Source organism: Peptoniphilus genitalis, from assembly GCF_023614525.1.
GTDB lineage: Bacteria > Bacillota > Clostridia > Tissierellales > Peptoniphilaceae > Peptoniphilus_A > Peptoniphilus_A genitalis.
Genome location: NZ_CP097885.1, coordinates 1,206,074 through 1,221,398, shown reverse-complemented (window position 1 = coordinate 1,221,398; position 15,325 = coordinate 1,206,074). Strand labels below are relative to the sequence as shown.

Sequence of the window (15,325 nt, the reverse complement as noted above, 5' to 3'; positions counted from 1 at the left end):
CAGTCCATGAGGACCAAACCCCTAAAACATAAACCCTTTCAGGTTATCTAATAAGCCTTGAAGCCTTCCATCCACCTGCCCCTTGAGCCTGCGTCATGTCTGCACTTCATCCTTATTATTTGTAGCCTTCCTCTTGGAAGACTCGCCCTTGGCACTTGCTTCCTTATAAAAGCTTGCCCCTCGGCTCCTTCCCCGTCAACCTCATTTGTCCTTCAATGAGAATCGACTAGGTCTCTGGCATCGCCAGACTAAATGTATGAATGAGAGAGTGATGTGAGTGGCCCATCCCAAGGGGCGAGCCAACTCGGCTTCCCTCCACACTCCCTATTCATTTTTAACATTGATTTTGACTTGCACAACAAGCACTTTACGGAGGGTGCCTCTTCTTGTCCGTAATTTTAATCATCATAAGACACACCCCTCTTCCTGCTGTAAACATAAGCTGCCGCACTCATAAGCACAAGCCCCGCAAGAGTAAAGATCAACGTACCCATACCACCAGTGTGCGGATATTCCGCCTTACGGTTTTCAACCTCAACTGCTTTTGTTAGGTCATATTCATCGTAGACTGACTTGTTTTCTGTTAAGACTGTCCAATCTAGACTGTAGTCAACTTGGTCTGTTATTGAGTAGTTAAGGATTACTTCTGCCTTTTGGTCTACCTTTGTCTTACCTTGAGCTAGAGCACCAGTGTATTCTACTACTATAGTATCAGTGGTTATAACTTGACCATCTTTTTGTCCATTTCCTGTAATTTCCTTTAGGCTGTAAGCTGATCTAGTGTTGCCGGCTTCAGGCTTGTAGATTACTGGACTATATTCTTTAGTAAAGTCTTTGTCTTTTAGGTCAGATATTTTCTTAGTGCTATCTTTTCCTATCAAAGCTACCTTAATCTTTCCACCTTTATTTTCGCCATCAGCTTTTGGTGTGATTGACCAACCATTTTCAAAGATTCTTAGATAAGATTGGAAGTTTGGTATTGTGAAATCCTTGTGGTTTGGATTTATTACAATTCTTTGTGTGAATGTTCTCTTATCCTTATCAACTGTTAAAACTTCACTAGTTATCATACCACCAGTGCTATCTGTATGAGATGCCTTAATTGGATCTTTTTCTAGAGTGTAGAGCTTACCATCTGCAAGTCTAAATTCCCTAATCCAGCCTGGCATCTTAGAGTATCCCTCTGGTGCCTTGGTTTCCTTAAGTGCATAGTCTCCTGGTTTGTTAATTTTTGGCTTAAACTTACCATTTTCGTCAGAAGTTACTGTCATGGTTACTTGTTCAGTAGTTTCGCTTCCATCTTCTGCCTTTTTAGTTTTTGTTTCCTTGACTGGTTGGTAGTTGCCCTTATCATCTTTTTTGTAGACTTCAAACTCTGCACCCTTTAGAAATACATTTTTATCTTCTGCGTCTACCTTTACAAATTCAATGTCCTTGTAGTTGATGATATTAATTGGACCATTTCCTACTGGTTCATCTACTGTAACCAATTCAACATTTGTTTCTTTTGGTTTTTCTGGAGTAGCTCCCGGATCTGCACCTTGATTTTCACCTGCTGGATTAATAGGAGATTCTCCCGCTTTCGGTTTTTCTCCTGGTTTTTCTCCTACAGGAGTTTGATCCTTAGGTTTTTTAACCTTCCTTGTGATTACACCATCATCACCAACTGTAAATTCAGCAGCGTGGCCTTCAATTGGACTGTAGCCTTCAGGAGCTGCAGTTTCTACAAGACCATACTTGCCTGGTGCAAGTTTTTCGTACTTAATTAAACCGTCTTGGCCAGAAGTTTTTGTAATAGTTTTTCCTTCAGTATCTGTAACATCATCCCATTTTTGGGTGTCTTCATTATACTTAACAAGTTTAAATGTAGCACCTGGAAGGATTTCTCCTGCTTGGTCTAACTTCTTGAAGGTTATTTCATTCTTAGGGTTGATGGCTGTTACTTCCATCTTACCTTCTGCTAGATTCTTATTCCATTGTTCATAAACATAGTCTTCCCTAGCTGACCATACTGGATAGTTATTAGCGTCTATTCTTACCTTTGGATTGTAATAGGACCTGTCTTTGCCTTCTGCAATCTGACCAGTGACTCTAATAATATAAGTGTCGTCCCAGTTTAGGTCGCCTGTGTTGTAGTTTAGTTCAGCTGGGTTGGCATCATTTACAATACGTGAGTATTTATCATCAGTTGGTTTTCTAAAGTCCGTGTTATTTGGCTTTACATAGAATGATGGTGGCATCAATAAGTTAATATTATCTGTTCTATATTGACTTCGTGTCCATTTTTCTTCTATCTTGAACTCCTCTACATGGAGATTAACTACATCTGTTCCTGGTTTATAAACCAAAGTTGCAGCATTAGAGAAGTTTTGTTCTCTATTTAGATAGATGATGTGCTCAAATTCACCAGTTTGTGGATTAAACTTTGTAATCTTACTTGCGATATTTAGGTTATTACCCCAGTCATCTGTGTGAGATGCTGTGTCAAGTTCATAAACTACGTTGATCTTTCCAAATTCAATGTCTGGATCACTAATCATCTTTATACCAACTGGTACATTTTTTGCTGAATATTTTAGCTTATCCGTTCTTATATGGCCTGTTAGACTTGTTTCAAAGTTCTTAAGGTCATAAGTGTTTGCATAGTCTGTGAATGTATAAGTGATTATACCATTGTCATAGTCATAATCTGCCTTGGCAATAGTTCCTATACCTTCTGCAAAGATATCTAGACCATCGATAAGTTCTTTGTCATAGATTCCCTTTAGGTCCATATAGTCTGATAGTTTAACTTTGAAGTAGTCACCTGGTTTTATATCCATGCCATCATCTAGCTTAAATTTACTCTTTATGCTTAGAACGTGGGCTGAGTTTGGCTTGATAATTCCTTCTTGTTTTTTGTCATCTGCATTTGGTTTTACTACTTCTATTACCTGATTAGCAATTGAAATTGAGCTTGTTCGGTCTTGCCCCTTTTCTGTTACTGGGCCAGCGTATGGGTCAAGGCCCTTACCACCTACGGTAAAGTACCATTTTTGTCCCTTGTTTTGGTAGCCGTCTGGAGATTTAGTTTCTTCTAGTAGATAGTTACCAATTGGTAGTTCTTCGAATTTTACAACACCATCTTTACCTGATTCTTTACTATAGGATACACCAGCATTTCCTTCTTCTGGCTTAGTTGGATCTTTTTGAAGTTTACTAGATAACCTAGTTAGCTTAAAGTTTGCTCCTTCAAGCGCATTATTTAATCCATCTTTTTTATTAATGGTTACTGCACCCTTGCCAGGTTTTTCGTTAATAATCTTACCCATGTTCTTGGCAGTGGCTGATGTTACATAGTCAACTAGCTTACCATCTTGAACCGTTGCGTGTTCATCTGGAGCATACTTGATGATGCCGTTGGCATTTTTGTTATACTCTAGGGTTACAAGACCTCTGCCTGGTGTGATTTCTCCAGTCTTACCATCTACTATGTCACCTGTGTATTTGATAGTCATATAAAGAATAGGATCTTTAATTGGTTTGTAGCCTGCTGGTGCTTTTACTTCCATTAGTCTGTAACGACCTGGTGGCAATCCCCTGAAACCGAAGTAACCGTTAAAGGCTGAAGATACAAATGTACCTGGCTTGTCTATATAACCACCTGGTGCTAGTTCTTGAAGTTTAAAAATTGCGCCTTCAAGTCTGTTTTCTGTAACTTCCTTTCCATTATCCTTCCAATTAGGGTCATCTTTACCATGCTTAGAGAAGGTAATATTATAAGTTTCTTCATCGTTTATGATTTCCATACCTTCTTTAGGTAACTCTTGTTCATGGGTTGAGTCGTAAATTGGTTTTAAGTTTATAGATGTGTCAGCGTGTAGGTATGGTTCACCTAATGCTGGATCAACTTTACCAGTTACATAAGTTTTTCCATTATAAACAACTTTTTTGCCTACAAAGTTTGCGTATTTTGTCTTAGGGTCTTGGGTTCCTGACCATTCCTTAGCTGCGTCTTCACCATTTTTGCTCTTTACATAATTAGTTACTTGATCAGCACCACCTTGGTAGGAGCCTTTGTCAACAACTTCATAAGTTTTGTTTCCATTTTTATCCAACTTAAGTTGCTTAAACTCTCTCTTGCCTTCATATAGGTCTACGTGGAGGTCAAGCTTAGCTAGGTCATCCGTATCAATGTCTGTCCTATCGTAAGGGTCTTTTAGCGTAGGCTTAGTTACATCCTTGCCTTCGCTATCATAATCTTTCTTTCCTTCCTTATTTAGGAATTTATAATTTTCGTCTATCTTTACTTCGTTTGTAACTCTTTTATCGATTATAGAGTCGTCATAGTAACCTTCAACTTCTACTATATAAACTCCAGGTTCTAGGTTAAGTTGGTCTTCGTCAAAGCCCCAGTCAAATGGTCTCCACCTTGCTGTGTTAACCATGGACACGTCATCACCAGAAAGGTCGTAGGTCCTTAGGATATGGTCAAAGTTTCCATCACTTATATCCTTATTTGTAGCTGCGTTAGAAATCTTATAAGTTGATCTATAAGCTGTCTTAACCCCTTCTTTTATAGTTACTGGTGGTAGTCCTGGTCTGTCAATTTCCTCTCTCTTGTGCTCTGGAGTGATTTGAACGTTAAGGATTCCAGAATGGTTTCTAGTATCTATATAGATTCTTTGTACAAATGTCTTATTTTCTGGGTTAATATCAGTTAGCCTTGACTTGACTGTAATGTTTTTTTCAATCTTATCTCCAGCATTGGCCTTTTTATTATCATTTACTAGACTTGATGGTGTGTCAGATGGTCCCTTGTAGACTGCATAGACACGTCCGCCGTCGTCTTTAACTTGAATCTTCCAGTCAGCTGTAATTTTCTTGTAGCCTGTAGGAGCCTTGTCCTCTGTTAGAGTGTAGTATCCTGGTTTAAGGGCTATAGGGTTTCCAGCTTGGTCTGTGAAGGTTATATTTCCATCTTTGTCTGATGTTCCTATTGCTGGTGCAAAGGACTTGTCCCTTGTCTTGTAAGTGTCATCTGTCATCTTATTGACACTGAACGTTGCTCCTTCAAGAGGTCTGCCTATGGCATTTCTCTTAAATAGCTTTGTAACGAAACCTTGCTTCTTGTTAGGAATCTTTATAATCTCTGCTGCATCATCAGCTGGAACTTCAATGTCACCAGGTTGTGGTTCATAGCTATCGATTGGGTCATTAGACTTACCAACACGAACCTTTTCTGTAGTTGGTCCTATTCTTGAACCTTCTACTTCTGTTCTAGCATAGGCTGCAATCCTATCGCCAGGTTGCTTCATTGCTTGAAAGGTTGCTAGTAGGTCTTGTGGCCAATCTGCTGGGTAGGCTGCATCTGGAGCAGTTCCCTTTTCGATTGAGATAGTGTAGTTATAAGTTACGCTACCTTCTTTACCCGCTTGGTCTACTTTTTTCTCACCTGGAGCAAGATTAGGGTCTACAGTTTTTTCTACTTTAAATGGTATTTTTTCTGTAGAAGTATATTTTTCTTCCCTTGTTCCTGCTGGGATTTCTTTAAAGACACCACGAACAGTTACAGCATCAGATGGGCTAATATCAGGCATTATGAAATAGCCCTTATTTGTAGATGGATCAAATTGTACATCTATTAGTCCGCCTTTATTCTTTGTTACTGTTGCTCCAGTAGCCTTGTATCCTGTGTATGGATTTAGGGTGAAAGTGACTTTTTCTCCTACTTTAGCATATTGATTTCTAGATTCTGTAGGATCTACAGTAACATTACCCCAACCATGTGGTTCACTTCCTACATAGAAAGATTTAACTTGTTGTTTTGGTTTAAATGTCGCTTTAATGTGGACATTTTTCTCTGGCATATTAAAGGTGTTATTAATGACATCTTGAATTTTTTGACCAGATTCGTCCTCTATCCAAATAGTTGCTAAAGAGTAATTGCTGTTTGCTGTTACTGTCAAATCAACTTTTGTATCTTTAGTAGCTTTAGCTAGATTAGCTGTAACAGAATTTCCATTTGCATCGCTGTAAGATGTTATTGTGTATTCTATTGGTTGTGGGGCAGCTTTATCTTTCCAAATAGCTTTGACAATAATATTGTCATTTACTGTAATCTTATCTCCTGGATTTTTTCTCACTCCACCTACTAACCATGCATCAAATTCTTTAGTATTATCTGGCGCTACAAATGAGCATCCTGGTAATTCATACTCTAAGCCTTTGGTTACAGTTTGAGGATCCATGTGCCACTTTCCACCATTTCCATCAAAAGTTATTGTTACTGTTGAGGAAGCTACATCTTTTGTACCAATATATCTAAGCTTTGGTACCATTTCGTTTATTATAGTAATACCATTTGTACCTTTGCTAGTATCAATTTCCTTATTTCCAGTACGAACTCCATCTTTTAATTCATATTTATAATAGGTTCTCTTGTTTCCTATCGTACCTTCTTCAATTCTGTATTTTCCTTTTTCAAGGTTAGGGTCTTTAACATATTTTGAAGGGTCATTGGAGTAATCTACTATTGGAATTTCTGTGGATTCAGAGCCGTATTCATAAGTTATCTTTGGTTGGTTTTTGTTAATACCTGCTGGTCCAGTTGTATAAGATTCAGCAGCCCAATACTTTTTATTTGCATCTCCACGATTAGGTTGGTAATCTGCACCTAATCCTATAGCACCTGATTTTTGATATTCAAACTCTACTACAACAACAAAAGGACTTTGATAGTTATTATTGTCTAATGTTAATTGGTTTCTCCAGTAAGTTAATTCATTGTAGTTTGCACTTTTATATGGAAGTTCTCCACCAGTGTAATTTGGATTATCTAATGTTGAGTTTGTAGACACTGGTCTTACACTAACTATATTAAGATTTACTGGATAGTTATTTGCATTAACTCCCGGCCCAATAACATTCATGTTTTTAGGCTGAGCGTGAAAATCAAGTCTTGCCTTAATCATCTTAATGTTTTCTTTGTTTACTAGGAAAACTTGCCTAATCTTACCATCGTTTTTGTTAATATCAGTTATCTTAGTTTGAATTTTCTCAGGATTATCGTTTCTTGTTGTTGGTGAATCTGAATTGTTAGGATCAACAGCTTCCCAATCTTGCCCTGCTCCTACTGGGGCACTAACTAAATTATTACTCATTTCTAAACCACTTGTAGCTAGAGCTTCTTCGTTAGCAAGTTTTATGATGTTTCTCTTAGCATTTGCCATAGCTATGTTATCTACAACAGATGATGGGCTTGTTACCAACTCTGGTTTTAACAATGCATTTGCTACGTTTACTTCTTGCGCCTTTGCAGTGTATAGAGATGCTCTCGCAGATGTACTTGCTAAAGCATCACCTACATAGACTGACCTTGATTTGCCTGTTGATGATGGGTCTGCAGCTAGAAGTGTCATGTCTGCTAATGTTTTATAGCTTTCTGCTGCCCAGTAATGGTTACCATTGTATTTGTTATTTTGGTCATAAGAACCATAGTTGTAGAAGTCTAGTCCTGTACCAATAGTACCTGAGTATGGAATATCTCCTTCTATAGTTAGGGCAAGTCTGTGCTCTGGACCTGCTACATTTGGTTTTATCCTTAATCTTTCAAAGCCGTTTCTGTTTATGATTTCCTTTCCGTAGGTCACAGCTGTGCCAGGATTTTTGATGTCAGCTGGTTTATAGTTTGCCCCGATTTCCTTTAGAGATACTATCCTTACATTAGTATCATTTAGGCTCCTTTTTTCTTCTTGTGCATGTAGTTCAAAGTATGTGTTCTTCAAGTCTTCTGGATTACCATTTATGATAAAGACCTGTCTAAACTTGTTGAGTTTTTTATTTACTTCAACTATTTGAGTAGCAACCTTTGGTGGGTTGTTTGGTAAGTTTGCAAAGGTCTTGTTTATTTCTTTTCCATTTGGACTTACCTTTTGCCATTGAGTATCAGGATTAGTTTGTCCTCCTGTGCTAGAGTTGTTATCTCTAATATAGACCTTCCCGTCTTTTTTAACAAAGACTGTCCAGTCTGTATGAGATGGTTCATAACCTTGGGCTGGCCCTGTTTCTGTAAGTTTGTAAACACCTGGAACTAGGTTGTCAAAGTTAACAATACCATCTGTTCCTGAATGAGCCCAGAACTCATCTCCTAGATTATTATCATCTATTTTTGGTCCTTGGAGTTTAAATGTTGCTCCTGTTACTGCATCAGTATCCTTATCTTGGTCTACCTTTTTGAATTTGAAGTTGTGTCTTTCTCTTTCGTTGGTAACGTCTAAGGAACCATCAGATACATGGTCACCCTTGATGTTTGGTGTTGCAGGGTCGTCTTGTTTCTCTTTTACGTCCTTTCCTTCTACTATATAGGATACTGATTCGTAGTAGTAAGACTTCCAGTAAACTGTTCCATCAGCGTAAAGGTCCATACCTGTACCTACTCCAGCATTTGGAGAGTCGTATGGTACTTTGACATCTATTACTATAGGATGGTTGCCAATCTTAGTCTTACCATTATCAGTAAATTGTAGGCTTAGCCTATTTTGTCCACCAGAATATTGAACTTTCCCTGTTGTAATATCTGGATTTAGTCCACCGATATTTAATTCAGTTATTCCAAAGTCTTGTAGTCTAATATCTTCAACATTTCCTGTTACTGGTTTGTCTAAAATAAAGGCTTTTATTTCTTCATTTCCTGCATACCAGGTCATATTGTTGTATTGTGGTTTTTCTCTGTGGATTACCGCAGAGTTAAGATCCATCGCTCCGCCTTCTGGATTAATAACATATCTTTGGATTACATATTTTTGGCCCTTATTGATACCAAGGATCCTAGTACCCATTTTGTATGGTTGATGGTTATTACCTGTATAGCCACCCCATCTGTTGTCATCTAGACTCCAACCTGTAAGAGGTCTGTGGGCCACGTCGACCCATTTTGTTCCATCTTTGCCAAACAAAGATTTAGTCGCATCAGTGTTTTCTTTTTCTGGTGGCCTTGTAGCATCAGGGTCTTTATATTCGTAGACTTTGGCCTTGTTATTATCGCCTACTTCTACTACCCATTTTTTGTCAAGCTTTTTAAAGCCCGCTGGCGGATTAGTTTCTTCTAATATATACGTTCCTTTAGATAGCTTTTCAAAGCTTACTACACCGTTAGGGTCGGATTTTACTTTCTTAACCAAAGCTCCATCCTTAGTTAGCGTAAATTCTGCTCCTTGAAGTGGTTGGTTAGTGTCGTCTTTTTTGTAGACCTTAAAGTCTGTTCCACTAGGTCTGTTGGATACATCAAGAGTTAGATTATCTCCTACTAGGTAGTCTCCTTGACCGTCAAAGCTTATTTCTCTGATGGTTACATAACCATCCTTGGACACGTTAATATTCCATGTTTTTTCTACTAGGTTATAGTCTTTTGGTGCTGTCGTTTCCTTAAGTGTATATTCTCCTGGCTTTAGGTTATCAAAGGTTAAGATACCATCTGTACCTGTAGTCCTTGATACTGCCTTGCCCGATTTATCAGTTAAAGTAAATACTGCCCCTGCTAGTAGCTTCTTATCAGCTTCACTGAACTTCTTGATAGAAAACTTAGCTGGTACATACTTTTCGTTTGCCATCATTATCTTTTGCTTGTAGTACTTTGGAATTTCCTTGCCAGCTTGTGAAGCTGCTGATTCGTTTAGGTTTACCTTGGATGCAAAGGCAGACTCTAGGTTGCCGTTTGTCATATAGAAGGTTCTAAATTTCGACCTAAATTTATCTAAGTCCGTTACCTTGAAGGTTTGTTCAATTACATAACCTTCGTTGGCAGAAGATATTTGTGGCATTGAGACAGATAATGGTAAAGATGTATTTACGCCACCAGATGATATTATCTTAGATGGGTCATAAGTTACAGATATATTACCTTGTCTGTCGTATAAGCTTTCATTTGGTTTTATTTTTTGACTATAAACTAAGTTGTAGGTATTTGGGTCATTTTCTGGAATGATACCCATGGACCTAGGCATATTTGGCTCATTAGTCACAAAGTTTTTAAACCCTGTTGGTACTGGAAGGACTCTATAAACCTTTAGGTCATCAAGTTCATAGGCTGGTTTTTGTCCGTAGCCTTCCCACCTAGCTATTTGCTTATTAGGGAACCAGTCTGTAGTCATCCAGTTAAATGATAGGGTTCTAGCGTTTCTACGGCTACCTTGGGCATTGGCCTTTGGGTTATAGTAAGCTAGTGCTTTTACATACCATTGGTCGCCTTCCTTGTATACGTCTCTAAAGTAGTACATTTGTGTTGGTTGGGATCCATCTCTAGCTGAGTCGTAGTCATCGTAGAAGGCTTTTATTTCAATATTTTCATCTTTTTGATTTCCCTGTACATTTTTTTGTCCTGGCGCAACTACGTTTGTGAAGTAGTAAGTTCCTGAGTTCTTAGCATAGAACTTAGATGGGATTATACCAACTATTTTTAAGTTAAAGTTAAGCTTTCCTCCCTTTGCCTTATCGGTGAAGACATAAGTTAGGGTGTTAGAGTCATAGTTAAAATATGGTTTTGCTATAACTTCGCCATTATCTATAATCTTTGGTATTTCGTTTACATATTGAGTGAAATCTAGGTTAGGGTCAAACTGGATAGTTAGTCTACCACCTGGTTTGGCTTTACTTGTAGTTATTTTTGCCTCGTAATTTAGAGACTCATAACGGTAGGCTTCCCATACTCCGTCTTGGGTACCTATTTCACCTGGGTTGTTTTCACTGATATACATCTTTTGATTAACAGTTGTAACTGGGACTCTAGTGTCTTCATCAGCTATTTCTTCGTTTTCTATCCAGTAGTCTACACCTTGGACAGGTGTACCCTTGCCATCCTTGAATCTAGCTGAGTAAGTTACTTGGTTGGCATTATCCACTACTACGTCAAATACTAATTGTGACTCAATATAGCCATCAGGACTTGCAACTTCTTCTATTACATAGTGTCCTGGAGGCATTTGTCCAAAGTTTACCTTACCTTTGTCCTCGCCTTCAGTACTAATAGAAGTTACTGTCTTTAGGATATTGTTATCTGAATCCTTTAGAACGAAAGTTGCCTTTCCAAGTTTTTCCTTGTCAGTTGTTACCTTAGTAACTTCAATTGGTGAAGTTTTAAACTTTTCATTTTTAATAGTTACTATAGTGTCTTTTGTTTTGCCTGCAGAACCGCCTGTATTGCTTGACGTTTTACTTGGGTCAACTGGGTAAATTGCTTTTTGAATCTTGGCGTTGTTTCCTGGGTTGTTTTCTGTTAGCCAGTCATAAGATACTGTCCCATCAGAAGAATTGTTTCTTCCTGTTATTTTTACAAGGAAGCCCCAGTCTCCATCAAATCTTTGGTATGGGAATTTGATTTGGTAACCTGTTCTTTGTGTAAATGAATCAAATGTGTTTGGGCCGCCTGTAATGGCATTTCTATGGACTGATCCTAGAACATTGCCGCCAGCCTTTTTCTCTGGACTATTTTGTAGGTCCATAGCTTCAGATACTGCATCCCTTTGGCCTGGGCTTACATCAAATACTTCAACGCTTAGTCCATTGTTATTATCATAACCAACTATATCTAATCTAGTGTTTTGGTTAGTTCCGCCACCTTTAGTTGGTTTTAGGTAGATATAGGTAGTCATGGTATCGTCTTTTTTACCTTTTGCATAGGACTTAACGTTCATGAAGGCTGGATATCTATCATCTTCGTAGTATTTAGTTGCTGTCTTGTCGTCTTCTTGACTGGCATCATCACCTGCTGCTCTTACTACACCATTATCGTCTACGACAATTGTAGTGTCATCAGCTGGCTTGTAGCCTGCTGGTGCCTTAACTTCCATAAGGGTATAAGTTCCTGGCTCAACATTAGAGAATGTCGCTTTACCATCTTTATCTGTTAGGACTTCTGGGCCTGGGAAAAGTCTAAAAGTTGCACCTTCTAGTGGATTACCATCAGCGTCAGTCTTGTTAAGAATAAATTTACCAAATTTCTTTTGAGTTTTTGCTACTGCCCTGTTGTGAACATAATATTCGTGTCTGCTAGGCTCGTAGTAATTATAGTTTTCAAGATATTGGAAATTCTTTCCATCTATTGTATCTTCTTTTGGTAGGTCTTGAACAACTTTCGGTTGAACCTTGGTTGCTTTTCCATCATCAGCGATAGTCCATACTTTTACATTAGGGATTGTTATCCTTCTTGTAGATGAATCATTTTTTGCTGCTGAAACATCAACTTTTCCTAGTTCATTTCCACCAGCATCTACAGCCTTAATAGTTTGAGCTGGCATTTTTGCACCAGTATCAAGTCCCCAGTTTTGGTCTATGGATAGGTCTTCGTACTTAGATATTGCAACTCCACCTAGTGTTAGTGGATTTTTATCTTCTGTGATGTTTGTTGTATATTCGTAGGCTGCTATTGTTCCTACTGGTTTTTCTGGACTTGGAGTTGTCCCTTCTGTTGGAATTGCGCCAAGATTTTCCACAGTACCAATTTGAACCATCTTGCCTGTTTCTTTATCTATTCCATAGACAGCAACTTGACCTGAATTTAGAGTTTGATTTCCGCTCAATTGTCTTGAAGCTAATGGTAGTTTTCCATCATCACCTGTTGAGACTTGATCTGTTACTGTCCACTTAGCTTGGTTTGATTTTGCAAATTCACCAAGGATAGAAGTCCTGTTGTTCATACCTACACGATTTGGTGTAGCATCTGCGACCTTATCTCTAGGATATCCTTGGGTACCTACTATTCTCTTAGCTCCTACCTTTCCATTGGCAACTGCGTTAATATCCAACATATAGGTTTCTTGTTTTTCTGTTACCGGTGTATAGAAAGTATAAGTGAATTTATTACCATCTTTTTGCGCTGGTTTATAGTGGACTGAGTCTTCTATACCAAGTTTGCCAGTTAAATTATTGCTTTCTGGGTTTATAGAAATACCATCTATTGCGAGTTTTTCTATTTTACCAAGTCCAGATCCCTTTACTGTTGTAAAGTTAACACTAAAGTCTATTCCATTTAGATTTCTAGTTGACATAACTTGGGCTGTCCAGTTAAATCCTTTTAGGACTCCATCTACTACATCTGGAGTTCCGTAAGCATCCATATCTACCTTGTAAGATTTGTCATCTGCCTCTATAAGTTCTGGTACATCTCCCCTGCCTGGCTCAATAATTGATCCTGCAAGATTACCATTTTTGTCAACCTTTTGTGGTATTAGGTCTTTTGGTGCTTTTACTCCAAGTCCTGATACTCTGTTAGTTACAACAAATTCGCCATTATTATCCAATGTAATGTTAGATGTATTGTAATCCACAGGAATATTTAGTGGAACTTTTATATTGTTTGGTATTTCTTTTACTATCTTATATTCAATAATATTATCTTTTGCATTATAAGTTGGGCTTGCTATAATTTCACCATTATATCTAACTGGTTCTAGGCTAGATGGATCTTTAACTGTAAGCTTCTTATCTAGGTGAATATTAAAGAATTGACCTGGTTGAATTGGTCCAAGTACATTTGATGTCTCAAATCTTGTCATGACAGTGAACTTTTTATTTGCCAAGTTTGTCTTTTCTTGATCTGTTAACTCTCTACCTGCTCCAACTGCACCTGGAAGCTCTTCATCAGATATTTCTAATCCTGAGTTTTCATCTTCTTCTGAATTATCTATCCAGAATGCCATTGATCTAAAGGCAGACCTGAAGGATGCTCTCTTTGGTGCTTCTTCCTCTTGCTTGTCAAAAGGTTGAACCATAATAAGTCCAGCATCAATTTCTTCTTGATTTTGTTCTGTTGGGATTTGCGCTCTGAACTCTGCCTTCATACGAGCGATGTCGGCATCGCCTGTGAAGAAGTTCTTTACCTTGTCTAGGAATCCTTCTTCTTCCTCTTCTGTGATTTCTTCTTTATTTGTATTTTTTAATTTATTTGATTCTTCCGCGTTTAGACTTTTTTCTGATTGTTTCTTTTGGTCTCTTAGACCTTTTTCTTTTAATTTTTCTTCTAGTAGTTGTTCAAGCTCTAGCCTCTTTTGATGAGCATCTCTGTATTCGGCTTCGGCTGCTGCGGCTTCTGCATCGTTTGCTCTTGCTGCTTGTGCTTGTCTTTCTGCTTCGATTCTTAGGGCTTCTTGCTTTTCTTTTTCTATCTTATCAAGTTCTGCCTTTTCTTTTGCAGCTTGTTCTTCTTTAGCCTTAGCTTCTTCTGCAGCTTTTGCTTCTGGCTTAGCTTTTTCTTTAGCAGGAACTAAAATTTCATAATCATTTTTAGCTTGCTTAGCCGGATTCATTGATTCGTGGTCATTCTTTGTTTTCTTAGCCGGTATTAAGTCAGGAGCCTTGCCCGTATCCTTAGCTTTGTTAGAAGTTTTTTTATGTACTTCTTCTTTATTCCTATTATCGGTCTTTTCTGCTTTTGCGGCTGGTTTGTTAAATAGTTCTCCAGAAATGTTTTCCTCTATTCTAGTTGAATTCTGGCTTTCAGGTTCATCTATTAAGCTTGCCGCTAAAGCTGCTACTGGGCTAAAGACCTCCATAACCATTAAGAATGCCAGTAAGAGGCATGTAAATCTTTTAAAAATATTGTCCATTTTCTTTCTCCTATTCTCCAATCATTTTAAGTCTATACTAGGAAAAATGTAATTCTCTAGTAATAATATATATATTGTAATACAAGGCTTATTACATATCAATAGAATTTCATAAAAAAACTTTTCTTACAAAGGCTTATTTCTGTCATTTGTTGAGCTTTTACACTAATACTCCCCCTCACTTCAATAGTATAAACACTATGAATAACTTGCAATAAATTTGTAATAGCCTCTATTTATAGCCTTTCCCTGTATTTTAAATATATTTAAATATTAATATATGTGCCATCTTGTTATGAATTATTGTATTTATTTTATACAATTTTAACCATGGGTAAAATTTTAAATTTTTTCGATTTTTTTCCTCTATCTAGTGGATTTTATAATTTCTTAGCCTATATCTATGGGGCTTCTTTTTTATTTTTATAATTTCTTTCTATTTTCTTGCTTATCTTTTTTCCTAGTAATATACAAAAATTTTTTTTATATAAATTCATCTATTTTAATTTTCTATTTATTTCTATGGCAGTAATATTTTTAAATTACATGTCCTGTAACATTTGTATTCTTATTTTAATTTTTTTAAGTCCTACTTCTTTTGATCTTAATTTTTTACCAATCCTTTTCCTTGCTCCTTTGTAAATTAAGTACAAATTAAAAACCCATTTTCAAATTCTATCTATTATATAAGTTTTTCTTGGTCGGTCTTTGATCAGGACTTTTTAATTTATTATGAAGTCACAAGC

1 protein-coding gene is annotated in these 15,325 nt (G+C 37.4%); it reads right to left on the bottom strand.

The window, feature by feature from the left end; genetic code table 11:
- Nucleotides 1-398 precede the first annotated feature (398 nt).
- A complete protein-coding gene (locus tag M9426_RS05700; RefSeq protein WP_250341608.1) occupies nucleotides 399-14,579 on the bottom strand; it encodes a SpaA isopeptide-forming pilin-related protein in 14,181 nt (4,726 codons plus the stop codon).
- Between the last annotated feature and the right edge of the window lie 746 nt (nucleotides 14,580-15,325).